Annotated in this window: 23 protein-coding genes; 11 read left to right on the top strand and 12 right to left on the bottom strand. The window is 41.1% G+C overall.

Annotated elements, in window-relative coordinates; genetic code table 11:
* Positions 1-60 precede the first annotated feature (60 nt).
* The gene (locus DBR11_RS29155) at positions 61-921 is read left to right on the top strand and encodes a DUF4440 domain-containing protein (RefSeq protein WP_108556031.1); all 861 of its coding nucleotides are present in this window, start codon (positions 61-63) and stop codon (positions 919-921) included.
* 119 nt (positions 922-1,040) lie between these two features.
* Positions 1,041-1,922 carry a glycerophosphodiester phosphodiesterase family protein gene (locus DBR11_RS29150; RefSeq protein WP_108556030.1) on the top strand — a complete coding sequence of 294 codons (882 nt, stop codon included), beginning with the start codon at positions 1,041-1,043 and terminating at the stop codon, positions 1,920-1,922.
* Here DBR11_RS29150 and DBR11_RS29145 read toward each other — a convergent pair.
* The gene (locus DBR11_RS29145) at positions 1,914-2,876 is read right to left on the bottom strand and encodes a MoxR family ATPase (protein ID WP_108556029.1); all 963 of its coding nucleotides are present in this window, start codon (positions 2,874-2,876) and stop codon (positions 1,914-1,916) included. The genes DBR11_RS29150 and DBR11_RS29145 overlap by 9 nt on opposite strands.
* Positions 2,877-2,882: 6 nt before the next feature.
* Positions 2,883-4,241, bottom strand: a complete 1,359-nt coding sequence (locus DBR11_RS29140) for a peptidylprolyl isomerase (RefSeq protein WP_108556028.1) — start codon at positions 4,239-4,241, stop codon at positions 2,883-2,885.
* A gap of 209 nt (positions 4,242-4,450) precedes the next feature.
* On the opposite strand from DBR11_RS29140, the gene DBR11_RS29135 reads away from it, so the two are divergent.
* Both DBR11_RS29135 and DBR11_RS29130 read left to right on the top strand, forming a co-directional pair.
* Positions 4,451-5,038 carry a hypothetical protein gene (locus DBR11_RS29135; RefSeq protein WP_108556027.1) on the top strand — a complete coding sequence of 196 codons (588 nt, stop codon included), beginning with the start codon at positions 4,451-4,453 and terminating at the stop codon, positions 5,036-5,038.
* Positions 5,035-5,613 carry a non-canonical purine NTP diphosphatase gene (locus DBR11_RS29130; protein ID WP_108556026.1) on the top strand — a complete coding sequence of 193 codons (579 nt, stop codon included), beginning with the start codon at positions 5,035-5,037 and terminating at the stop codon, positions 5,611-5,613. The genes DBR11_RS29135 and DBR11_RS29130 overlap by 4 nt, the downstream gene beginning before the upstream one ends.
* Here DBR11_RS29130 and DBR11_RS29125 read toward each other — a convergent pair.
* Entirely contained in the window at positions 5,585-7,735 is a 2,151-nt protein-coding gene (locus tag DBR11_RS29125) for an OstA-like protein (RefSeq protein ID WP_108556025.1), read from the bottom strand. The two genes, DBR11_RS29130 and DBR11_RS29125, sit on opposite strands and share 29 nt — an antisense overlap.
* A 49-nt stretch (positions 7,736-7,784) precedes the next feature.
* Here DBR11_RS29125 and tilS point away from each other — a divergent pair, with 49 nt between their 5' ends.
* From tilS to bshA, 3 genes are all read left to right on the top strand, one after another.
* Complete coding sequence (gene tilS / locus DBR11_RS29120; RefSeq protein ID WP_108556024.1) at positions 7,785-9,119, top strand: tRNA lysidine(34) synthetase TilS; 1,335 nt, start codon at positions 7,785-7,787, stop codon at positions 9,117-9,119.
* Positions 9,119-9,601 carry a hypothetical protein gene (locus DBR11_RS29115; RefSeq protein WP_108556023.1) on the top strand — a complete coding sequence of 161 codons (483 nt, stop codon included), beginning with the start codon at positions 9,119-9,121 and terminating at the stop codon, positions 9,599-9,601. Before tilS ends, DBR11_RS29115 begins: the two co-directional genes overlap by 1 nt.
* Before the next feature lie 148 nt (positions 9,602-9,749).
* Complete coding sequence (gene bshA / locus DBR11_RS29110; RefSeq protein ID WP_108556022.1) at positions 9,750-10,895, top strand: N-acetyl-alpha-D-glucosaminyl L-malate synthase BshA; 1,146 nt, start codon at positions 9,750-9,752, stop codon at positions 10,893-10,895.
* 74 nt (positions 10,896-10,969) lie between these two features.
* On the opposite strand, the gene DBR11_RS29105 is transcribed toward bshA, so the two are convergent.
* Together DBR11_RS29105 and DBR11_RS29100 are read right to left on the bottom strand one after the other, a co-directional pair.
* Positions 10,970-12,091 (bottom strand): lactonase family protein, encoded by a 1,122-nt coding sequence (locus DBR11_RS29105; RefSeq protein WP_108556021.1) that lies wholly within the window; start codon positions 12,089-12,091, stop codon positions 10,970-10,972.
* Positions 12,092-12,106: 15 nt separating this feature from the next.
* Entirely contained in the window at positions 12,107-13,468 is a 1,362-nt protein-coding gene (locus tag DBR11_RS29100) for a pseudouridine synthase (RefSeq protein WP_108556020.1), read from the bottom strand.
* Positions 13,469-13,961: 493 nt separating this feature from the next.
* Here DBR11_RS29100 and DBR11_RS29095 point away from each other — a divergent pair, with 493 nt between their 5' ends.
* From DBR11_RS29095 to DBR11_RS29085, 3 genes are all read left to right on the top strand, one after another.
* The gene (locus tag DBR11_RS29095; protein ID WP_233260955.1) at positions 13,962-14,672 is read left to right on the top strand and encodes a lytic transglycosylase domain-containing protein; all 711 of its coding nucleotides are present in this window, start codon (positions 13,962-13,964) and stop codon (positions 14,670-14,672) included.
* 236 nt (positions 14,673-14,908) lie between these two features.
* Positions 14,909-17,752 carry an excinuclease ABC subunit UvrA gene (uvrA, locus tag DBR11_RS29090; RefSeq protein WP_108556019.1) on the top strand — a complete coding sequence of 948 codons (2,844 nt, stop codon included), beginning with the start codon at positions 14,909-14,911 and terminating at the stop codon, positions 17,750-17,752.
* Position 17,753: 1 nt separating this feature from the next.
* The gene (locus DBR11_RS29085) at positions 17,754-18,650 is read left to right on the top strand and encodes an NAD(P)H-hydrate dehydratase (protein WP_108556018.1); all 897 of its coding nucleotides are present in this window, start codon (positions 17,754-17,756) and stop codon (positions 18,648-18,650) included.
* Here the strand turns inward: DBR11_RS29085 and DBR11_RS29080 are convergent.
* The 3 genes from DBR11_RS29080 to lipA form a co-directional block, all read right to left on the bottom strand.
* Positions 18,643-19,518 carry an anti-sigma factor domain-containing protein gene (locus DBR11_RS29080; protein ID WP_108556017.1) on the bottom strand — a complete coding sequence of 292 codons (876 nt, stop codon included), beginning with the start codon at positions 19,516-19,518 and terminating at the stop codon, positions 18,643-18,645. The genes DBR11_RS29085 and DBR11_RS29080 overlap by 8 nt on opposite strands.
* 1 nt (position 19,519) lies before the next feature.
* Positions 19,520-20,071, bottom strand: coding sequence for an RNA polymerase sigma factor (locus DBR11_RS29075; protein WP_108556016.1), 552 nt, complete (start codon positions 20,069-20,071; stop codon positions 19,520-19,522).
* Between the two features lie 69 nt (positions 20,072-20,140).
* On the bottom strand, positions 20,141-21,019 hold the full coding sequence (gene lipA, locus DBR11_RS29070; RefSeq protein ID WP_108556015.1) for a lipoyl synthase: 879 nt from the start codon (positions 21,017-21,019) through the stop codon (positions 20,141-20,143).
* Between the two features lie 86 nt (positions 21,020-21,105).
* Between lipA and DBR11_RS29065 the strand changes: the two genes are divergently transcribed.
* A complete protein-coding gene (locus DBR11_RS29065; protein ID WP_108556014.1) occupies positions 21,106-21,510 on the top strand; it encodes an OsmC family protein in 405 nt (134 codons plus the stop codon).
* On the opposite strand, the gene ytxJ is transcribed toward DBR11_RS29065, so the two are convergent.
* The 4 genes from ytxJ to DBR11_RS29050 all read right to left on the bottom strand — a co-directional run.
* Positions 21,500-21,832, bottom strand: coding sequence for a bacillithiol system redox-active protein YtxJ (gene ytxJ, locus DBR11_RS29060; protein ID WP_108556013.1), 333 nt, complete (start codon positions 21,830-21,832; stop codon positions 21,500-21,502). The genes DBR11_RS29065 and ytxJ overlap by 11 nt on opposite strands.
* 30 nt (positions 21,833-21,862) lie before the next feature.
* On the bottom strand, positions 21,863-21,985 hold the full coding sequence (locus tag DBR11_RS30605) for a hypothetical protein (RefSeq protein ID WP_255542896.1): 123 nt from the start codon (positions 21,983-21,985) through the stop codon (positions 21,863-21,865).
* Positions 21,986-22,042: 57 nt separating this feature from the next.
* Entirely contained in the window at positions 22,043-22,534 is a 492-nt protein-coding gene (gene ribH / locus DBR11_RS29055) for a 6,7-dimethyl-8-ribityllumazine synthase (protein ID WP_108556012.1), read from the bottom strand.
* A gap of 80 nt (positions 22,535-22,614) precedes the next feature.
* Positions 22,615-23,190, bottom strand: a 576-nt coding sequence (locus DBR11_RS29050) for a tetratricopeptide repeat protein (RefSeq protein WP_108556011.1), incomplete at its 5' end; no start/stop codon positions are given.

Raw genomic sequence — 23,190 nt, 5'->3', positions numbered from 1 at the left:
TTAATTACTTTTGACCATTAAACCTATATCAAACCTTATATTCGTAACCATATTTTAATTATGATGATCAACAAACTTATTTATACCTGTATTACGGCCTCACTTGCACTCGGTGCATACGCACAAAAATCTGACGGAACGACCAAATCCCTTGTAAATGCAGAAAGAAGCTTTGCTGAACGCGCAGCTAAACAAGGTGTTAAAACAGCTTTCCTCGATTTTTCTGCAGCAGATGCATTGGTTTTCAGACCAAATCCCGTAAATGCTAAAACTTTTTATGCCGGGCAGGAAGACAGTAAAAATTTAAGCTGGTCTCCTGTATATGCGAGGGTGTCCAAGAGTGGAGACTGGGGTTTTACTACTGGAACCTATGTGATGGGGGGTGCCGAAAAAACTTACGGAGATTATTTATCGGTTTGGAAAGCGGTCAACGATAAATGGGAACTCGCTTTAGATCTGGGCACTTCACACAATAAACCATTGAATAGAGGTAAAGAAGACTTTGTAGAGCCGGCTAATTTTTATAAGCCAAAGTTCATTAACAATAAGCAGATTGCAGCCGGAAACGAAATTATACTCACTACCGAAAAGACACTGAATGCAACACTGAAATCTTATAATGCCGCAGCATTTTCTGGTTTCTTAACCGAAGACGCCAGGTTGCTATTTCCGGGGAATGAGCCCATCATAGGAAAAAACAACATCATGGCTTTCTATAATGGTATGGTGAGTAAGATATCTTTAAAGACAACAAAAGCAGACAGAGCATTAGGCGGAGATCTTGCCTATACTTATGGTGTTGCTACTATAGATTATAAGGCCGATTTGAGAGAAAGCTTTAATTATGTTTTTATCTACGAACGTCAGGCAGACCATAACTGGAGCATCATTGCCCAGGTATTTACGCCTGCAGAACGTTAATCGGCTAAAAAAAAGAAAAGGCCCCTTAATAAAAATTTTAAGGGGCCTTTTCTTTTTCAGTACAAAGCACTATTTTGTCAGCTTAAGGGATAAATCTGACCTTTCTTTATCTGTATTTAATGAACAAATTCATCACTATTATTTTTCTTCTGCTCTCCGCTCTGGCTGTACAAGCCCAAAAGAAGTTTATGCTGCTTGGACATCAGGGGGCCAGAGGCATCATGCCAGAGAATACGATACCAGGTATGATCAAAGCACTAGATTTGGGTGTTAATGTCCTGGATATGGATGTTGTAATCTCAAAAGATGAAAAGGTAGTGCTCTCTCACGAACCATATTTCAATAACGAGATCAGCTTAAGGCCAGATGGCAAAGCGATTTCTTTTAAAGATGAGAAAAAATACAATATGTTCAAGATGAACTATGACGAGATCAAAAAGTTCGATGTCGGTAGTAAAGTGCATAGTCGCTTCCCAGGGCAGATGAAGTTCAAAGCCTACAAGCCACTGCTCTCTGAGGTTATAGATTCTGTAGAAGCGTATGTGAAGTTGAATAAGCTGTCTAAACCGCTTTATAATATAGAGACAGCATTGATCCGAAAAGGAGACGGAGAATTTCAACCAGATGCTGCTGTCTTTATTGAGCGAATCATGGAGATTTTAAAGGAGAAAAAAATCACAAAGAGAGTAATTATTCAATCATTGGATATGCGTACACTACAGTATCTTCATGAGAAATATCCTGCCATGAAAACATCGCTCATGATTGATGAAAAAGTGGATTTTGAGGATGCGATACAGAGCCTTGGATTTACACCAAACTATTATAGCCCATATTATGTTTTGGTGGGTAAAGGACTCGTAGACCGCTGCCACGCTGCAGGTGTAAAGATTATTCCATGGACCGTGAATTCAACAAAAGAACTGGATTACCTGCTTAATCTGGGGATAGATGGAGTTGCTACCGATTATCCTAATCTGTTACTGAACAGTTTAAAATAAATTTTTGATAATACGCTCTACACTAAGGCCTTCTGCTTCTGCCCGGTAGTTTCTTACAATCCGGTGTCTCAGAATAGCCTCGGCAACAGCCTGGACATCTTCTATGTCGGGGGAGAATTTGCCTGAGATCGCCGCATGGCATTTAGCGCCAAGTACCAGGAATTGAGAAGCACGGGGACCAGCACCCCAGTTTACATATTTATTTACTTCTTCGGTTGATAAGGCGGTATCAGGACGGGTTTTTGCAGCCAGTTTAACTGCATATTCCAATACATTGTCTGTAACTGGAATACTTCGTATCAATTTTTGGAAATATTGGATCTGATCTGCATTAAGTAATTTTTTAAGAGAAAGTTCCTGATTGCTGGTGGTGTTCTTTACAATGGTCAGTTCATCTGTAAAAGAAGGATATTGAAGCTGTACATTAAACATAAAGCGATCAAGCTGGGCTTCAGGAAGAGGATAGGTGCCTTCCTGCTCTATAGGATTCTGTGTTGCAAGCACAAAAAAAGGTTTCGGTAAGATGTGTTTTTGTCCGGCAGCTGTAACAGATTTTTCCTGCATCGCTTCCAATAGTGCAGCCTGGGTTTTAGGCGGTGTCCTGTTGATTTCGTCCGCAAGGATAATATTAGAGAAGACAGGCCCTCTGATGAACTTAAAGTGCCTGTCTTCTCCTAAAATTTCTGTACCAATGATGTCACTGGGCATTAAATCCGGGGTGAACTGAATCCTGTTAAAATTCAGATCCAGTACATTCGCTACTGTCTGTACCAATAAAGTTTTGGCCAGACCTGGTACGCCAACCAATAAACAATGACCGTTGCTGAAAATGGAAATCAATACAGATTTAACCACTTCATCCTGTCCTATAACTACTTTTCCGATCTCATTTTTGACGGCTTTATAGGAAAGGTGAAGCGCATTTACGGCTTCAATATCATTGTTGTAGTGCATGAGCGTTTATTTCTTTTCGTTCTTGGTCCAGAGTTTTAATTCATCACAAGTACTGTATTCCGGATCAATTTTTATATAAGTTGTTTCTCTTCTTTTTTCAAACCACTCACTCAGTACCTTATTTACTTTTACATCCTGCGCCCGTTCTTTAAACTTCACATAATCCTGATCTAAATTTCCCTTATGTGGTGGGATCTTAGATTTAAGAAGTAAGATCTTATAGCCATCCTTGCCATCAGCCCCCGAGAAGAAGTTTGGTTTGGATACTTCGCCAACCTTCATGGTATCTATTACCAGAAAGACTTTAGGATCTACTTTTTCTGCAGGAATAAAAGTGGTTCTGGCAGTTACGTTATCTGCGTATAACATCATACCTCCGTTATACTTGGTTTCTTTATTGTCTGAGTATAAAGAAGCGGCAGCAGAAAAAGGAAGTTTTTTGGTTAAAATATTATTGTAGATACTATCTGCATGAAGTTTAACACGATCCAAACTCGCAGGAGTGGTCTGCGGACGGATCAGAATATGTCTTGCATGTACCTGCTCACCCCTACGTTCCAGTACCTGTAAAATGTGGTATCCAAATTCCGTTTCAAATACGGGTGAAACCTCTCCGGCCTTTAGCTTAAAAGCCCATGCCGTAAATTCTTTTGCCATCATCGTCCGGTCAAAAAAGCCAAGATCACCACCTTCTGATGCAGATCCTGGATCCTCAGAATATGTTTTAGCCAGGAAGCCAAAGTCTTCGCCACTCTTCACCCTCAGTCTGATAGCATCCAGTTTATCATAATATTTTTGTTTCTCCACTTTTGTAAGTTCCGGATGGAGAACAATCTCACCGATTTCATATTCCGTGTTGATGTCCGGTAAGCTGTCTGTTTTGTAAGTATCAAAATATTTTTTTACTTCCAATGGTGTTACATTGACATTTTCTGTAATCTTTTGCTGCATCTTGTTTGCAATCAGGGCATCTTTGATGTCTGGTCTGATCTCGTCCTTATACTGCAGTACAGACTTGTTCAGGAATTGCTCTAAACGATCCTGTCCGCCAGCACGCTGGATACTTGAACGCATCCTTCTGTCTACTTCGTCATCAACTTGTTTATCATCAACCATTACAGAGTCAATCTCTGCCTGTTGTTTCAGCAATTTTTGAACAAGCATTTGCTGCAGGATATAGCATTTTACGCCGTCTCCATTTGGATTACCTGAGTTCAGGTACTGGGCATATTGCTGGTTCAGTTCAGATAGCAGAATAATGTTGCCGCCAAGTACAGCAACAACCTTATCTATGTTCTTTTTCTGTGCCTGTACATTTAAAAACAAACAGAGTAATCCGCCTGCCATCAATAAAATTTTCTTCATTCTATTTTTTCAATTCAATTATTACGCGTTTGCAAAGCTGTTAACAGGAACAATGCCATTTAGACCTCAATTAGTTAGGCTTTTCTTTTTATTGTACTCTCTATTAGACAGATCTTTTTTAAAGCTATAAAAGTAATAAATAAAGGCACTATAATGAGATATTTAACTAATTTTAACAGAAAATTGATTCCCTCTAAAATGGACCGGTAATGGCAGAGCAACTTACAAGCAATAACGAAGCACTAAGATTATTTTTTACAGACGATGTTTACCTGATCGCCAACGAAGAAGTAAAGGTTTCCGAAACCGCCCCGGTAAAAACCCAGCCCTTAGCCCTGCAGCCACAAAGTGTAAAAGAAGAAGCGGTTTCTGTTCCGGCCGAAGTTCAACCGGTAAGCAAGCAGAAGCGTGATTTTAATTATCTGGGGAAAAATGAGAGAAACATTCTAATCCTGGTTTCTGATCCCATAAACCAGGTAAGTACAGAAGAGGGAAGAGAGCTGCTCCGTAAAATTGTAAAAGCCATAGACCTTTCCGCAGCAGATTTTGCACTGGTTAATTGTTCCGCTTATGCAGATGCTGATTTTGAGGAATTACAGAACTATTTTAAACCACGTTTGCTACTCTCTTTTGGCGTATCGCCAGAAACACTCGGGCTCACCGGTCAGCAGCATAATACCGTAGTGAAATACGAAGGTCTAACCCTCGTCTTTTCATCCGGACTCCAAGCCTTATCAGAAGATATGGGGGCTAAGAAGGCACTTTGGGGGAGCCTAAAACAACTTAATATTTCATGAGAGAACTTGTCTTCGCGACCAATAACCAACATAAAACAGAAGAAGTCAGACGCCTGCTAGAAGGTCAGTATACCGTTTTAAACCTGACAGATATCGGCTGTACAACAGACATTCCGGAAACCGGCCATACCTTTGCCGAAAACGCAGAGCTAAAAACAGCGTATGTAGTGGCGCATTATCAGCTCGATTGCTTTGCAGATGACAGCGGTCTGGAAGTAGAAGCTTTGAATCAGGAGCCAGGAATTTATTCTGCCAGATATGCAGGGCCGCGTGGGGATGCGGAGAATCTCCAGCTCGTGCTTCAAAAAATGGAAGGGCAAAGCAACAGGAAGGCGCGCTTCAGAACAGTGATCTCTCTGGTCCACAACCAAAACAAATACCTGTTTGAAGGCATTATAGAAGGCACGCTGCGGGAAGAAGTCTCTGGCACAAAAGGATTTGGGTATGATCCGATCTTTGAGCCCAATGGCTACAACATTACGTTTGCAGAAATGAGTATGGTAGAAAAAAATGAGATCAGCCACCGTGCCCAGGCGATGAAGAAACTTATTGCTTTTTTAAAGGCCCAGGCTTAGCTGTAGAATCTGGTTTGATCTGTACTGGAGGAATAAGTACAGGTACTTTCAGGGTGCTGTCAGATAAGGCTTTCTTAACGGTTTCCTTTACTTCCTTTTTTACACCTTCAGGAACTTTTCCAGCCTGTTTGGTAACTTCATTGACGATCTTGTAGTTAATGGTCGTTTTCTTTAGAGCTGGTGCTTTTGGTTTTCGGACAATAGGGTGTATAATGTCTGCTTTTGAAAGCGGGCGAAGTTCAGGTTTCCATATAAAGCCGGTCAGTAGAACCTCTTCTTTAACATCTGCCACAGGCGTCGTAGTTCCTTCTACATCCTTTATCGGTACAATTTCATAGATTTCATTCTCCTTAAAGATGATCTTGATCCTGCTGCTAATGGTCCGGTTCATCTTATCGTAATCCCCCTTGTCTGTTTTGGTAAAATAAGCACTTTCTGCATTTCCGTCTACATACATGGTGTTCAGCTTTCCATCTTTAAAAAAGCCAGTCATCAGCCGTCCTTTAATCTGATTGAACTTCGTCGAATCTTTATATACATTCACAGTAAACGCATTTTGGAGTACCTGTACAGCGTTTATTTTCTTATTCCTCATATGTACATACAAAGTGTCACCGGTTTGTTGAGAGCCGTCAGACCACAGGATAGGGTGGTAATACCACCTTAAAGTTGAATCCGCGCTGGTGTAAAATAGCGAATCGGCCTTGGCCTGCATATTGGTCTTAAATACCCTTACTTTATGGTAAGCCTTGATGATGCGAGCTTTTACCGTATCCAGAGGATCTATTTTTATGGTGTCTTTAAGCGCAACGGTCTTTATTGTGTTTTTCAGTCCATTGGTAATGACCTTGGGTAGACCCGGTTTCTTTCCTTCAGTATGTACAGAATCTTTTTTAAGCGCTGGTTTTTTGAGGCTGGCGGTACTCTTAAAGACCAACAGTCCGGAAAGCCTTTCTACCTGTTCCATGGTCTGCTCGGTAGATTTGTAAAGTTTTACATCTCCTTTTTTTGGAGGGCTCTTTTTTTGTACCGTCACGGATTGGGCAGTTCTGGAAGAGGAGGGTAAACCGGCTGCACCCTTCTCCGCAGGAGCTTTATTCTTTGGCTTTTCTTCCCCAACTTCATTGTCTTTTTTAATAATGGGCAAGGGGAGTAATTTTAAGAGTTGACGTAATACAATCTGAGTTTCCAGAGTATCAGCCCCCATCCATAAGCTGTCTGGTCTTTTGATATTTTTTACTGTAATAGAATCACTGGTACCCAGACCTACATAAGCATTTTTCGTCACCAGGGTCCGCTGGTCAATTTTATAATAATAGCCCAGTTGGCCATACATCACCGTTTTATCGGTCGTATCCCTGAAAACAATATTCCTGACTGCTTTACCATAACCTGCTGCACCATCATAGTACAGACTGTCCCCTTTAAGAGATTTGCTTCCGGATGTGTACAGGTTTTTCTTGCCAAAATAAGCATACTGGGTTTTCGTATTGTAAGCACCGTTCTCTGTATAGAGGTTGTCGTCCTTTCCAAGGATATTTGTAGGGCCATAAAAATAAGTCCAGTTGGTCAGTGTATTGTAGCGGAGCGTATCTGACTTAATGGTCGTCTGTGGTGTAACTGCCACTACATTGTACCTAAAATAGGCGTCCCGGCTGCCTGCAAAATAGTAACCGTTTTTACTGGTCAGCGTGACATCCTTGTTTACAATCTTTCCGCCGGTTACATAGGTTCCAACCTTTGTCGCCATATTATAATCCAGTATATTGGTGGTCAGTACAGATTCCCGGTCCAGCAGACGAACATTGCTGGTCAGGTGAGCCATTTTCGTATTTCCGTCATAAGTCAGAAAATCGGAATAGATATTCACGGTATCTGCCTGGTTAATATGCACATTGTTGTACGCCTCGAAAACGTTTTTTTCTTCGTAAAATACAGCACTGTCGCAGGTCAGGATGGCATTGTCCTGTCTGAAAACTGGTTTTCTCAGATAGGAGATTTTCGTTTTCTGCATAACCGTAGCACGTTCAGAACGGTCTAGAAAGATCTTGGTCCTCTGCTGAGCAAGCAAAGACACGGGCAAAAGGGCAATCAGTAAGATGAAAAAAAGTAATTTCCGCACTTTACAAAGTTAGTTGTTTGCTTACCATATAAATTAATATTTTTGAAAGATGTTTCCTCTGCAAAAATTTCGGGACTATATCGTTCAAAACTCCCTGCTGTCCGGCAATGAAAAAGTATTGCTAACAGTTAGCGGAGGAAAAGACTCTGTGCTTATGGCACATCTGTTTAAACTCTCCGGTTGTGATTTTGGTATTGCCCACTGTAATTTTAATTTACGCGGACAGGAGTCACAAAGAGATGAAGCCTTTGTAAAAATGCTTGCAGCGGAACTGGAAGTTCCCTTTTATGCAGTCCATTTTGAGACAAAAGCCTATGCTGAAGAACATAAGATATCGACACAGATGGCGGCCAGGGAGCTGAGGTATACTTGGTTTGAAAAGCTTAGGGTTCAGGAAGATTATCAACTGATCGCCGTGGCACATCACCAGAATGATGCTGTTGAAACCGTATTACTTAATCTTACCCGGGGGACCGGTATTGCCGGACTTCATGGTATTTTGCCTAAAAGAGGTTTTCTGATCCGGCCAATGCTTTGCCTTTCCAGTGAAGAAATTGATGAAGCAATTGCGCTAAATCATCTCTCCTATGTGGAAGACAGTTCTAATGCTTCAGATAAATATGCCAGGAACAAAATCAGGCAAAAGGTTATTCCACAGTTGAAGGCGATCAATCCAAACCTGGAAGAAACCTTTGAACACAATATCAGGCGTTTTGCAGAAACGGAAATGGTCTTACAACAAATGGTTCTGCAAGTTCAACAGGAAATCTGTAGAGCAGAAGGAGCTATGGTGTTGGTCGACCTGGAAAGCATCAGGAAGCTGGTGCCGCAAAGACTGCTTTTTTTTGAGGTACTGAAAGCCTATCAGTTTACAGAAGCTGTGACAGATGATATTTTACAATCCCTGGATCACCAAAGCGGCCGGTCTTTTTACAGTACAAGCCATAGGGCAACACTGGACAGGGGAAATCTGATGATTACGGAACACATAGCAGTAAAGGGTCAGGAAGCTATTCTGATCCATCCACATGATCAAAAGGTCGCCATGGCAAACCAGATGATCCAGATCATATATACGTATAACATCAATTTTGAAAAAGATAAGCTGAAAGCTTTTGCCGATGCGGGAAAGCTCATTTATCCTCTGATCCTTAGAAAATGGGAGCATGGCGACCGTTTTATGCCGCTTGGTATGACAACATTTAAAAAAGTAAGTGATTTTTTTATTGATGAAAAAGTACCGCTTCCACTGAAAGATCAGATCCCTGTATTGGTGAATGGGAATGGAGAACTGATCTGGATTGCAGGAATGAGACAAGACAATAGATATAAATTAACCACTGCTACAAAAAAAGTAGCTATATTCGAATTGAAAATAAGCTAATGGGAAACAAGTACGCATTTCTGGAGAAGCAATATATAGGCAGGGATTACATCAGGATCTGTATCCGGCTCGTGATGGCAGCATTTTGCTTTGCAGCCTATGTTTACGAGAGGGACCGGGACAATACCCAAGATCTTTTCCTGATTGTCGGCTTTGGTATTATTGGTATCTCCATTATTTTGCTTTTTCTCATCCAGTATAAAACAGTCATTAACAATAAAAGTATTGTTATTGATGGGCTTTGGACGGCTAAAAAAGTAAAGATCGATCTGAACAGCATAGTTAAAGTAAGGAAAGATACCTATAGTAATTATCTGTTCAATAACCCTGTATATAATTTACACCGCAAAGGGAGCATCCGTTTTTATTCTTCCGGAAAAGACGCCATCGTGCTCACAGACCGTGACGGACTGGAATATTATATCGGTACGCAACGGCCCAACGAAATGTATCTGGTCATCCAGGAAGAGATGAGAGCATAATTGAACCTATCCAAAATAATTGCAATTGTTTAACACAAAGCTCAGTTTAAGTACTGTACTTTGCAGTTCAAAACAAAACCCATTCTGTACCTGTTTCTTTAGAGATAAAAGCAGGGCAGAAGGCTAACAATAAAACAATTATATACAAATGAAGATAGGTATAGTTTGTTACCCAACTTTTGGCGGTAGCGGTGTCGTGGCCACAGAACTAGGCAAGGCTCTGGCCGATGAAGGGCACCAGGTTCACTTCATTACCTACAGCCAGCCCGCCCGCTTAGATTTTTTCTCTGCCAATTTATTTTATCATGAGGTATCTGTAAGGGATTATCCTTTATTTGACTATGCACCGTATGAATCCGCACTGGCAAGTAAGCTGGTAGATGTGGTCAGGTTTGAGAAACTGGATATTCTGCATGTGCATTACGCCATACCGCATGCTTCTGCCGCCTTTATGGCCAAGCAGATTCTGGCTACCTATGGAATCAATATTCCATTTGTAACTACGCTTCATGGTACAGATATCACACTAGTTGGTAAAGATCCAACCTATAAGCCAGTAGTTACCTTTTCCATTAATCAATCGGATGGCATTACAACTGTTTCGCAGGATTTAAAGGAGGATACACTGAAACACTTTGATATCACGGGTGAAATTAAGGTAATTCCGAATTTCATAGATTTTGAACGGTTCAGTTTAAAACCAAAAGATCATTTTAAGAAGGCTATTGCTCCAAATAATGAGCGTATCCTGATTCATACCTCCAATTTCAGAAAGGTAAAAAGAACGGGAGATGTGATTCTCATGTTTCAAAAGATCCAGGAAAAGATCCCGTCAAAATTATTGATGGTTGGAGATGGTCCTGAACGCGTTTATAATGAACAATTGTGCAGGAATCTGGGGATTTGTGACCATGTTCGTTTCCTGGGCAAGCAAGATGCTGTAGAAGAAATCCTTTCTGTATCTGACCTCTTCCTGATGCCTTCAGAATCTGAAAGCTTTGGACTGGCCGCTTTGGAAGCGATGGCCTGCAAAGTGCCTATCATTACCTCTAACTCTGGAGGTTTACCGGAGCTTAATGTGGATGGTTTCTGTGGGTATATGAGCAATGTTGGCGATGTGGAAGATATGGCTGCCAATGCCATCAAGATCCTGGAAAATGATACCGTGCTGAACCAGTTTAAAGAAAATGCTTTTAGACGGGCCCAGGACTTTGATTTGAAAAAGATCTTGCCGATATATATAGATTATTACAACGCCATTATAGAAAAGCAGCACAGGCCGGTTGTTTTGTAAATAACCTCTTATGAATTCTTATAAAGAAGAAGGCCGGTTCAATTGAACCGGCCTTCTTCTTTATAAGAACAGAATTAGTTTATTGGTGTAAACACCAGGCAAACCGGTGAGCCTACTTCAATACGTTTACCCGTATCTTTAAGTTCTCCTGTTGCTTTATTCCTTTTAAAAATAACAATGTTATTGGTGTATTGATGACCAACCAATAAGTAATTACCACTTGGATCTATAGCAAAGTTGCGGGGCCCCTTACCTTCTGTACTGATCCTGGAAACAAAATTCAGTTTTCCAGTAGACAAAATAGAAAAAACAGAAATGCTGTTGGCATCCCCACGGTTGCTCTGGTATAAAAACTTGCCATCAGGCGATACATGGATATCCGCACCGTCAACTCTACCCTTAAATTCAGGATCTGTTGTGCCTATTTCCTGAATCTTGTTCAGATTTCCGTTGCTGTATACAAATGCGGTAATGCTGCCATTAAATTCATGTGTCAGGTAAGCAAATCTTCCGTTTGGACTAAAGGTTAAATGTCTTGGGCCACTTCCTGCATTGGTCTTCAATACGGTTTTAATGCTTAACAAACCATCTTTAGAAGCTGGATTATAACGGTATACATAGATCTGATCTTCGCCCAGATCATTGCAGATCAGGTATTTTTTATCAGGCGTAAACTGAACCATATGAACATGGGCACTTTCCTGTCTTTTTTCAGGATCTATGCTTTTACCTGTATGTTGTATAATTTGCTTCGGCCCGGTTAAAGTACCATCTGCATTTCTTCCAAATACAGCGAGGCTTCCCCCACTATAATTGGCAACCACTACATTTTTATTGTCAGCGGTAATATAGCATGGATCTGCACCATGGCTATCCTGCTTGTTTAAGAAAGTGAGTTTACCAGAATAAGAATTGAAACTAAAGGCACTTACTGTACTGGTTGCTCCGGTTTCATTTACGCTGTATACAAACTTTCTGTCTGGGGCAACCGTGAGGTAGCTGGGATTTGCAATGCCCTTAGTAACACTTTTAAGTCGGGTTGTTCCGCTAAATGTATGAAAATTATAAGTATAGATCCCCTCACTCTTGCCTGCTGTATTTGTATATGTTCCAACCAAAAGGTTGTAGTTTGCTTTTTGAGCCTGGACATGAAAAGTGAACAAAAGTACAGACAACAGGGAAAGGATCTTTTTCATAGATTATAATTTAAATTATTTGATCAGGTGTTTGATTTGGATCAGCTCATGCTCTTCCAGGTAACGCCATCTTCCGCGTGGAAGATCTTTCTTGGTCAGGTTCCCGTAAACCACGCGATCCAGTTTTACCACATCGTAACCCAGGTGTTCAAAAATCCGGCGAACAATTCTGTTCTTTCCGCTGTGAATCTGGATACCAACTTCACGCTTACTACCACCGGCAACGTAAGATACACTGTCTGGTTTTATAATTCCATCCTCCAGTTCCAATCCAAACTGAATTTTGTTCAGATCTCCCTGACTTAAGGCCCGGCTTAGTTCTACATGATAGATCTTGGTAATGCCGTTTTTAGGATGGGCAAGTTTATCTGCAAGATCACCATCATTGGTCATCAGCAATAAACCCGTTGTATTTCTATCTAAACGTCCAACAGGATAGATGCGTTCTCTGCTGGCTTTTTCTACCAGTTGCATCACTGTACGTCTTTCCTGAGGATCGTCTGTTGTTGTAATATAGTCTTTTGGTTTGTTCAGCAATACATAAACCCTTTTTTCGCGTTTTAGCAATTCTCCGTTGTAACGGATTGCATCTTTTGCAGGATCTACTTTATGGCCCAGTTCAGAAACCACTTCATTGTTCACTGTTACTACACCTGCTGCAATCAGTTCATCTGCCTTACGGCGGGAACATATTCCTGAATTTGCAATATAACGGTTCAAACGGATCAGGCCGTCATCTTTGACTACTGGTGTTTTTCTTCCGCGAAGAACAGATTGTTTTTCACCACGGTCTGCAGGATTAGACCTGAAATTCGGTCTTGCACCACCTTCATCTTCTCTTTTTCTAAAAGGGCGGCTGTCTGTGCTCCTTGGACTCTGACTTTTCTTGTCGTCAAATTTACGGTAAGGTTTTTCCTCTTTGCTGAAGCTGTCTTTCTTAATATAACCTCTTCCTTTGGATTCCTTGTCGTCACCCGTTCTCGGTTTAAAAGATTTGTTGTCTCCCTCTCTTGGTTTAAAAGAGCGACTATCGCCATCTCTCGAAGTTCTGGGTTTGAAATCTTTATCACCCGTCATTCTTCCAGAGAACCCTTTGGATCCGCCATCTTTCGATCTGAAAGATTTGCTGTCTCCATCACGTGTTGCTTTTGAATTAAAATCTCCTTCTCGGCGCGCTCCCGGCCTGAAGGATTTAGAATCACCCTCTCTTGGTGTTCTTGGTTTAAAATCTCCTTTTCCTTCCTTACTGTCTTTGTCTCCGAATTTGCTCTTGCCCTTGTAAGTACTTTCTTCTCCACTTCTGCTCTTTCCAGCTGTGCTTCGGTTTCCCGGCTTGGACTTGTCATCCCGACTGTTCCTGTTGTTGTTTTTGATCATGATACGCTATTAACCACATAAAATATGCGGGGTACAAACTTAGGTAAAATTGGTTATATTTACAATTTTAAGTGTCTGTGCACCGCAATTTTACGTTTTATTTGCAGGGATCCGGGCGCATTAATCCTTCCTTTTGATTCCTGTAATATTGCTCTTAATCACCTCCTTAACTTTCCATAATTTCAAGCCTGCTGACCTTGCGGTCTAAGGTTCTTTTATTGTTGGATATCCTTCCTTTTTCCGAATTATATGGATGAAAAATTAAACGTTTTTGGGCACTTTTTTGTGGCTAAACCTGACTCTGTCATTTAAATATTAAAATCGGTGCTGAGGGATGTTTAAACATCGATTTTTGAAGGTTGTTTTGTAATAGCTTGATAATTAGATAAATATACCGTATGTTTGCAGCCGTTTTATATTATTAACCAAAAAAAGGAGGAAAATGATAAAGAAACACATAATAACATGTACGATAATTTTAACATTATTGGTTATGGCAAAAGTGTTTGCTTACCACATGCCCCAAGCAGCAAAAAGTCTTTCAAAAGAAGAAACAACAACAAAAAATACAACACTTAAAAAAGAAGAGCCTGAATCAGAAAAGGCCAGTTTAAATTTTGCAGATGAGGCCCTTCCTGAGGGAGATGCCCGGGTAGAGAAAAAGATGAAGAGCACATTGGCAACTTTCTCTTACGCAAATTTACAAACCAATCGTCTACACCGGAAAGCGGTAGAATGGTTTCCTATTATTGAACCCATTTTAGAAGATTTTGGTATTCCAAACGATTTTAAATACGTTCCCCTGGTAGAGTCCGGATTAAAGGAGGGTGTTTCTCCAAAAGGTGCAGCAGGTTTTTGGCAATTTATGCCAGGCACGGCACGTACCTATGGATTAAAAGTAAACTCCCAGGTAGATGAACGTAAAAATTTACGGAAATCTACCATCGCCGCCTGTAAATACATCAAAGAACTTTATGGCGTATTCGGAAACTGGACCATGGTTGCTGCCGCATATAATGTTGGTGATAACCACATGAAAAAGCAGATGAACAAACAAAATCAGGATAATTATTTCAAGATGAAACTGAACCGCGAAACCGCAGGTTATGTGTACAAATTGATTTCCATGAAAGAAATTATGGAAGATCCAGCACGTTATGGCTACAGAGCTCCTCGAGCACTGCTGGCTATGAATGCCGAGTAAAATAAGACAAAAAGACATGCAATTGGGTAAAGCCGGAATTTATTCCGGCTTTTTTTATTCCCGGAGCTGAGATGAAAAGATCTGGCCAAAGGATTTTTGACAGTTTAAAGCCATATTTTAAAGGCAATTGTAAATCAGTTCAAAAACTTCCCTTTTGATAAAATTTTTAGCAATTTTGTGGCTGAAAATTTGCTGTCTTCTTAACGAAAAATCCTTTAGCAGTTTTAGATATATATATGAGTAAAAATACCGTTGACCTGGGTGAGCAAAAAGATGTAGAAGTATATGGCGCCAGGGTACATAATCTTAAAAATATTGATATCTCCTTCCCTAGAAATAAACTGGTTGTTATTACCGGTTTAAGTGGGAGCGGAAAGTCCTCGCTGGCATTTGATACCATCTATGCTGAAGGCCAGCGCCGCTATATGGAAACCTTCAGTGCCTATTCCCGGCAATTTATGGGTGGAATGGAAAGACCTGATGTAGATAAAGTATCTGGTCTCAGCCCGGTTATTGCCATAGAACAAAAAACAACAAGTAAAAATCCCCGCTCCACTGTAGGTACCATTACCGAGATCTACGATTTCATGCGTTTGTTGTATGCACGTGTTGCAGACGCTTTCTCTTACAACACCGGAGAAAAGATGGAACGTATGAGTGAAGATCAGATCGTGGAGAATATCTTTAAAAAATACGATCAAATGCCGGTTAATATCCTGGCACCAGTGGTCAAAGGGCGTAAAGGGCACTATCGGGAATTGTTTGAGCAAATCCGGAAACAAGGCTATGTGAAAGTACGCATAGACGGAGAAATCCAGGACCTTAGTCCAAAAATGCAGGTGGACCGCTATAAGATCCATGATATCGAGATTGTTATAGACAGGTTGATCATAGACCGTGAGGATAAAAAACGCTTATTGGATTCTCTGCAAACAGCAATGAAAGCTGGTAAGGGGATTATCAAAATCAGTGATAAAGACAACAATGTCTCTCATTTCAGCCGCTATCTTATGTGCCCTACTACGGGGATTTCCTACGATGAACCTCAGCCCAACAGTTTTTCATTTAACTCACCTTATGGTGCCTGCGAACGCTGTGACGGATTGGGCTACATTTTTGTTGTAGACAGGGAATCGGTTATCCCTAATCCTAAACTTAGCATTCTAAATGGAGGTCTTGCCCCTTTGGGCGAATACCGGGACATCTGGATGTTCCAGGTGCTAAAGGCGCTGGCCAAAAAATATAATTTCTCGCTTTCAGCGCCCATAGAAAAACTGGGTGAAGATATTATAAACATCATTCTGAACGGTACACATGAGTTGCTGTCTGTTGCAGTTGAATATAATAAATGGAATGTGCAAAATTACCAGATCACTTTTGACGGGGTGATCAAATTACTGGAAGAACAACAGGAGCGAAAAGGAGAAGGGGCCGTAGACGATATGGAAGCCTTCCGTAAACTAAAGACTTGTCCGGTATGTAACGGAGCACGTTTGAAGAAAGAGAGCCTGCATTTTAAGATTGATGGAAAAAACATTTTTGAAGTCTCAGAAATGGACATTAGCAGTATCAAAAACTGGTATACTGATCTTGAAGACCGTTTAAGCGAAAGACAAAATACCATCGCCAAAGAAATTCTGAAAGAAATCCGAGCCAGGCTTGGTTTTTTGAGTGATGTAGGGCTGAATTATCTTTCCCTGGACAGAACTGCACGTACCTTGTCTGGAGGAGAAGCCCAGCGGATACGCCTGGCAACGCAGATTGGCTCGCAGCTAATGAATGTAATGTATATTCTTGATGAACCAAGTATTGGCTTGCATCAGAGGGATAATGAACGTTTGATCCATGCCTTGAAAAACCTGCGGGACCTGGGGAATACCGTATTGGTTGTGGAACATGATAAAGACATGATTCTGGAAGCCGATCATGTGATTGATGTTGGCCCGGCTGCAGGAGTCAGAGGAGGTCAGATCGTTGCACAAGGAACTCCTGAGCAGATTCTAAAGTCCAATACCCTGACTGCTGCTTACCTCAACGGACAAAAGAAAATAGAGGTGCCCAAAAAACGCAGAAAAGGAACCGGACATAAATTATCCATTATCAAAGCCAGCGGGCATAATTTAAAAGATGTATCTGTAGATTTTCCATTAGGTAAATTTATTGCCGTTACCGGCGTATCTGGAAGTGGTAAATCCAGTTTAATTACAGAAACTTTATATCCGATTCTAAATCATCACTTTTTCAGGGCTAAGAAACATCCCCTTCCTTATGAAAAGATTAATGGATTAAAGGAAATAGATAAAGTAATAGAAATAGACCAGGCGCCAATTGGAAGAACGCCGCGGTCCAATCCATCTACTTATACAGGAGTATTTTCCGACATCAGGAATCTTTATGTTCAATTGCCGGAGGCGAAGATCCGGGGATATAAGCCTGGACGTTTCTCTTTCAATGTGAAAGGCGGCCGTTGCGAAACCTGTCAGGGTGCGGGAATGAAGGTGATTGAAATGAACTTTCTTCCGGATGTACAGGTTCCTTGCGAAGAATGTGGCGGCAGAAGATACAACCGGGAAACATTGGAAGTCCGTTACCGTGGAAAATCCATCAGCGATGTGCTCGACATGAGTATTGAAGAGGCCTGTGACTTTTTCGAGAACATGCCGGCCATTTATCGTAAAATCAAAACACTTAAAGACGTCGGCTTAGGTTATATTACACTTGGTCAGTCTTCAACAACCCTGTCCGGGGGAGAAGCACAACGGGTTAAACTCGCTACCGAATTGTCTAAAAAAGATACCGGAAGAACTTTCTATATCCTGGATGAACCAACAACAGGTCTTCACTTTGAAGATATTAACGTACTGCTTGGTGTATTAAACGAGTTGGTGGAGAAGGGAAATACTGTATTGGTGATTGAACACAACCTGGACGTAGTGAAAGTAGCAGATTGGGTAATTGATCTGGGAGAAGAAGGTGGTGCTGGCGGAGGAAAGATTATTTTTGAAGGGACCCCTGAAGGACTCATTCAAAACCCGATCAGCTTAACCGGGAAATTTCTTAAAAAGGAAATGGAAGCTTGATATGAAAAATGACCTGAACAATTACCTGCCAGACAGATCTGCACCAGGAAGTTTAAAAGACCAGCTGTCCTTTCAATTGGTAAAGCCATCGGCGATTAGAAAAATCTTTAAATCAAGGCAATTGTTCAGTCATAAGGGAACTTACGGGCATGCCCTGATCCTCGCAGGCGCGGAACAGACCATGGGAGCTGCCATTTTAAGCGCTAAAGGATGCCTTTATGCTGGCGCAGGTCTTACTACCCTATCTATACCTGAAAGTGGCTTAACGGCGTTGAATACCTGCCTGCCTGAAATTATGTATCTGGATAGAAAGACTGCTGCCAAAGATTCGGAACTGAAAGACTATCAGTCCATTGCGATTGGACCGGGCTTATCCACAGTTGCGGCCAGCCTTGAATTACTGATCCATCTGCTTAAGCAACAAAAGGCACTGATTATTGATGCGGATGCCTTAAACCTTTTAGCTTTACACCGGGAATGGATTCCTGAAATTCCTTCAGGCAGCATACTCACCCCGCATATGAAGGAGTTTGATCGTCTTTTTGGTGAGCACCGTACCTGGTTTGAACGTTTAAATACTGCAGTTAAAAAAGCAAAAGAACTGAATTGCCTAATCCTGTTAAAGAATCAATATACATTTGTGGTTAACGAACAAGGAAAAATATTCATCAATACAACTGGTAACCCGGCTATGGCTCAGGGAGGAATGGGAGATGTGCTGACCGGGATTCTTGCAGCCTATAGGGCACAAGGGTACAGCAATGAAGAAGCTGCGGTATTAGGCTGTTATTTTCATGGGCTTGCGGGAGATAGTCTGGCAGAAAACGAGTTTAATGTCACTGCATCACAGGTGGCTGAACATTTGCCCGCAGTTGTTAAAAAAGCAAGCTTTAAATAGAAACCCCGCCCATCACAATCATTTGATTCATAGTTGGACTTACGCTTCCGCCTCGTTTTTCCAATGTAACTGCAAAGGCTTGTGCACCACTGATCTCCTTCATATTGATCAGAATATGTGCAGTGTCTGGTTTTACATCAAAAACCCCAAGATCTACAGGTTTACCGTTAACCAGTGCCCAAAGCTGGTACTGGTGGCTCTGATCATTAGCAGGTAAGGCCATTTTAGAATTGTCTACCATGACATGCTTACCGGTAGTATGCCAATAAACGACCATTTTGGCTGCAGGGTCCATTTTTGTACCAGCAAGCTTTACTGTTTTCCAGTTTGGATCAGCAGGCATATCCGCTAATTTTTGCAGGTCTGCTGTATTTTGTTTCATATAACTCACCGTAGCTGCAAAGCTTTGGTTTTGTCTGTTCAAAGCCAGGATTTGATTTTGTACTTTACTGAGTTCATGGTGAGCAGAATATAAAGCGACTAAACTGATCAGTAATAAGGCTGCACAAGCTGCCAGAGCTATTTTTAAAGATCTGATTCTGGAATCATTTGCCTTAGGATACAGAGGTGTCTGAACAGATTTAGTAACTGTTTTCTCTGTTATTGCTGATGGCGGGGAAGGTATTTCTTCAGGTGCTTTCAGCGATTCAATAGCCGATAAAATCTTTAAATCGAGGCCTTCGGAAGGAAGAACAGCATTACTTATTGCATAAGTTTCCATTGCAATTTCTATAGCTGTAATCTCCTCTTTGATCTGAGCGTATTTTGCGGCCATATCTTCCACTTCGCGTTGCTCTTCAGCCGATAGCTGACCGAGAACGTAAAGTTCAAGTATACCTGATTCTATATATGCTCTAACCTCTTCCACTTTAATTAAAATTCTTTCTTAACTCCATGATCGCCATTCTGATCCGGGTCTTCACCGTCCCTAATGGTAAATCCAATTCCTCTGCCGCCTCAACATGAGTATACCCCCTAAAATAGACCATGTCCAAGACAAGTTTAAATTCAGGTTTTAATGCGGTAACCAGATCTTTTAAACCCAGGATATCTGCATTAAAGGTCACTCTTGATTGCGCGTCGATGAAATCTACGTTATTTTCTATATCTTGGTTTTTGCTGGTGTTCCTAAAGTCTTTAGACCTTACCTTATCAATAGCCAGATTGCGGGCAATATTCATCATCCAGGTAAACAAACGCCCTTTTGAGGCATCATATTGCTCTGCAGAATTCCATATTTTTACAAAAGTTTCCTGTAAAAGATCTTCCGCAATTTCCTGCTGGGGAACAATTCTGGAGATAACTCCAAGCAAAGCGCCGGAATACATGTCATAAAGTGCCTGTATAGCGATGGTTTCCCTGCTTTTAAGAGCAAGAACCAAATCTTCTTCAGACAATGATATTTTCTTTGAGGGTGCCAAACGGTTACTAATATAGTGATTCTATAACAAGAAGAAAATATTATTTGTTTTGGAGTTTAAAAACTAAACTCAGAAATCAAACAAGTGTTTTTCTGCATGGTAAGAAGACCGTACCAGCGGGCCGCTTTCTACATATCTTAAACCTTTGGCTAAACCAATTTCTTTGTATTTTGCAAATTGGTCCGGGTGGATCCAGTCTACAACGGGATGGTGATTTTTAGTAGGCTGTAAATATTGGCCAAGAGTCAGGATATGGACCCCATTGGCAACCAGATCATCCATTGCTTCAAAAACATCCTCTTCGGTTTCGCCAAGGCCAAGCATGATGCCTGTTTTTGTTCTGACCCCAAACTCGGATATTCTTTTTAAACACTCCAGACTTCTGTCATATTTAGCTTGTATCCTCACCTGTCTTGTTAACCTTTTTACGGTTTCCATATTGTGCGAAACAACTTCCGGTCTTTCCTCCAGTACACGGTACAGGTTGTCCCATATTCCCCTGAAATCAGGAATTAAAGTTTCCAGTGTGGTTTCAGGGCTTTCCCTGCGAATGGCTTGTAAGGTTTCAGCCCAAATGATAGAACCTCCATCTTTCAGGTCATCGCGGTCTACCGAGGTAATTACGCAATGTTTTACCTGCATCAGCTTTACTGAATTTGCTACGCGATTTGGCTCATCTGTGTCTACAGCAAGTGGTCTTCCGGTAGCCACGGCACAGAAAGAGCAGGAACGCGTACAAATATTGCCCAAAATCATAAAGGTAGCAGTACCTGCACCCCAGCACTCGCCCATATTCGGGCAATTGCCACTTTCACAGATGGTATGGAGTTTATGGGTATCAACTAAGCTGCGGACTTGCGCATACTCTTTACCTACAGGCAGCTTAACTCTAAGCCAGTCTGGTTTACGCTGTGTTTGGTTTGCTGAAACAACCGGTAGTTCGATCATGGGACAAAGTTAAGCAATAGGATTGAATTGTTATAAATATGAAATGTTTGCTGGGTGTAATGTTGTAAAATGTCTAAATTTACCCTATGGCAACTTCAAAAATAACTTATAATGGTGGTTTGAGAACCACATCCGTACATTTACGTTCAGGAAATGAAATCATTACTGATGCCCCTGTAGACAATAAAGGAAAAGGGGAGGCTTTTTCTCCAACCGATCTTTTGGCAACTTCTTTAGGAAACTGCATGCTCACCATCGTTGGTATCGCTGCCCAGGAACACGGTTTTAATATAGATGGAGCCACTTGCGAGATCACCAAAATTATGGCTGAGAACCCAAGAAGGGTAACTGAAATTGTGGTAGACTTCCAGTTTCCGGCAAACAACTATTCAGACAAAGACAAGAAGATCATTGAAAGATCTGCTCATACCTGTCCTGTGGCGCAAAGCCTGCACCCTGACCTGAAAAAAACGGTAACTTTTAATTATTAATCACCTCGGCTACTTCTTCGGCAGAAATATCTCCGTGAGAAGCATCCAGAATACAATCTCCGTCTTTGATCAGCAGGATCTGCGGAGATTCATGGTGAACCTGAAAAGTTTCAGCTATCTGCGCAGAAATGTCGCGATAGCTGATCAAATCTAAAAAGTAAAGTGCTGTACCTTCAGGTAAGGCATCCCAATCCATCTCAAACCTTCTTTTGGCCATCATACTCACAGAGCATCTTGTACTGTGTTTAAAAATCAGGCTGTAACCGGTTTGTTTTTGTATCTCACTGATTTGAGTGCCATCAGTTATATTTGTCCACTGCATCTATATCGTTTTAAAATCAATTAAAGAGACCTATCCTCTCCTTTTACGGCCTTCCGGATAAGAACTATAAGCCGGGCATACACGATTGGAACAGGCCTGCAGAACAGCTGTTGCAAAAAGAACACCCAAGAGTAAGATCGCTACTTTCTTCATTTTTTGACAGATTTATTTACTAAGCTACAGCTTTTCGTAAAAATAATCAATTTTAGTTTACAGGCTGTTAGCCAGGTGAGCCATTTTTATCGCTGTGATGGCTGCCTCATCTCCTTTATTACCATGTTTACCACCAGAGCGATCTATAGCTTGTTGCTGGTCATTTGTAGTCAGTATACCAAAAATGACAGGTTTGGCATGTTTAATTCCAATATTTGTTAAGCCGTTGGCTACAGCATCGCAAATAAAATCAAAATGTTTGGTCTCCCCCTGGATCACACAGCCAAGGCAAATTACTGCATCCAGGTGGGGGTGTTTCTTTAACAGGATCTCTGCAGCTCCTGTCAGCTCAAAACTTCCCGGAACTGCTACAGAAAGAATATTTTTTTCTTTAACACCGTGTTTTTTTAAAGTTTCTAATGCTCCATTGTATAAAGCACCGGTTACTTCTGCATTCCATTCTGCTACGGCAATAGCAAATTTATAAGGTTTACCATCAGGAACAGTGGTGTGGGAAAAATCCGAAAGGTTTTTAAGTTGTGTAGCCATGATACAAAGATAAGGATTGCCCACAAAAAAAGGCCAACCTTTCAGGTTAGCCTTTGTAAAAATAATTTAATCTTTTTGTCTTATTTTGCCTGGGCACCAGCACGGGCAATGTATTCGTCAATCATTGCAGCTTCCTGGCTTGCAGGATATTCTGTTTTGATCTTTGTGTAAGCTTCTTCAGCGCCTTTGAAATCTTTCAGTTGCTCATTTACCAGACCTAATTTTTTAAGGAACATTGGTGAAGTGAATTTGTTACTCGCTTTATCAGCTGCTTTTTTATAATAAGTTGCTGCTTGCTTGTAATCTTTCAACTCGCTGTATGCATCGCCCAGTAAACCAAGAGCAAGAGGATCTGCTACCGGACTTCCGGTTTCAGAATATTTACCCAAAGCTTCAGTCGCTTTTTTATACTCACCTTTACGTAGATAAATACCGCCTAAATAAAGATTGGCCAGATTGGCAGATTTTGTATTGGCATATTCATTGGCAATTTGTTCAAAACCTGGATAACCACCTTCGCCGTTAATGGCTTTATTGGCTAAAGAATCCACACCTAAATATTGCTCAGCTTTGTACATTTTTGCAGTTGCTTCTTCAGCCCTACCTTTTAAATATACATTTTGGTACCAGATATAGATACCAATTAATACCACTAC

Origin of the sequence: Pedobacter sp. HMWF019, from assembly GCF_003061025.1 — a bacterium.
In the GTDB taxonomy this organism is placed as follows: domain Bacteria; phylum Bacteroidota; class Bacteroidia; order Sphingobacteriales; family Sphingobacteriaceae; genus Pedobacter.
Note: the sequence above shows the minus strand (reverse complement) of the source record. Positions and strands in the feature narration are given on the sequence as shown.

Coding starts and splice junctions, on each gene's coding strand:
- DBR11_RS29155 (WP_108556031.1), top strand. CDS start 61: ATGATGATCAACAAACTTATTTATACCTGTATTACGGCCTCACTTGCA.
- DBR11_RS29150 (WP_108556030.1), top strand. CDS start 1,041: ATGAACAAATTCATCACTATTATTTTTCTTCTGCTCTCCGCTCTGGCT.
- DBR11_RS29145 (WP_108556029.1), bottom strand. CDS start 2,876: ATGCACTACAACAATGATATTGAAGCCGTAAATGCGCTTCACCTTTCC.
- DBR11_RS29140 (WP_108556028.1), bottom strand. CDS start 4,241: ATGAAGAAAATTTTATTGATGGCAGGCGGATTACTCTGTTTGTTTTTA.
- DBR11_RS29135 (WP_108556027.1), top strand. CDS start 4,451: ATGGCAGAGCAACTTACAAGCAATAACGAAGCACTAAGATTATTTTTT.
- DBR11_RS29130 (WP_108556026.1), top strand. CDS start 5,035: ATGAGAGAACTTGTCTTCGCGACCAATAACCAACATAAAACAGAAGAA.
- tilS (WP_108556024.1), top strand. CDS start 7,785: ATGTTTCCTCTGCAAAAATTTCGGGACTATATCGTTCAAAACTCCCTG.
- DBR11_RS29115 (WP_108556023.1), top strand. CDS start 9,119: ATGGGAAACAAGTACGCATTTCTGGAGAAGCAATATATAGGCAGGGAT.
- bshA (WP_108556022.1), top strand. CDS start 9,750: ATGAAGATAGGTATAGTTTGTTACCCAACTTTTGGCGGTAGCGGTGTC.
- DBR11_RS29105 (WP_108556021.1), bottom strand. CDS start 12,091: ATGAAAAAGATCCTTTCCCTGTTGTCTGTACTTTTGTTCACTTTTCAT.
- DBR11_RS29100 (WP_108556020.1), bottom strand. CDS start 13,468: ATGATCAAAAACAACAACAGGAACAGTCGGGATGACAAGTCCAAGCCG.
- DBR11_RS29095 (WP_233260955.1), top strand. CDS start 13,962: ATGGCAAAAGTGTTTGCTTACCACATGCCCCAAGCAGCAAAAAGTCTT.
- uvrA (WP_108556019.1), top strand. CDS start 14,909: ATGAGTAAAAATACCGTTGACCTGGGTGAGCAAAAAGATGTAGAAGTA.
- DBR11_RS29085 (WP_108556018.1), top strand. CDS start 17,754: ATGAAAAATGACCTGAACAATTACCTGCCAGACAGATCTGCACCAGGA.
- lipA (WP_108556015.1), bottom strand. CDS start 21,019: ATGATCGAACTACCGGTTGTTTCAGCAAACCAAACACAGCGTAAACCA.
- DBR11_RS29065 (WP_108556014.1), top strand. CDS start 21,106: ATGGCAACTTCAAAAATAACTTATAATGGTGGTTTGAGAACCACATCC.
- ytxJ (WP_108556013.1), bottom strand. CDS start 21,832: ATGCAGTGGACAAATATAACTGATGGCACTCAAATCAGTGAGATACAA.
- DBR11_RS30605 (WP_255542896.1), bottom strand. CDS start 21,985: ATGAAGAAAGTAGCGATCTTACTCTTGGGTGTTCTTTTTGCAACAGCT.
- ribH (WP_108556012.1), bottom strand. CDS start 22,534: ATGGCTACACAACTTAAAAACCTTTCGGATTTTTCCCACACCACTGTT.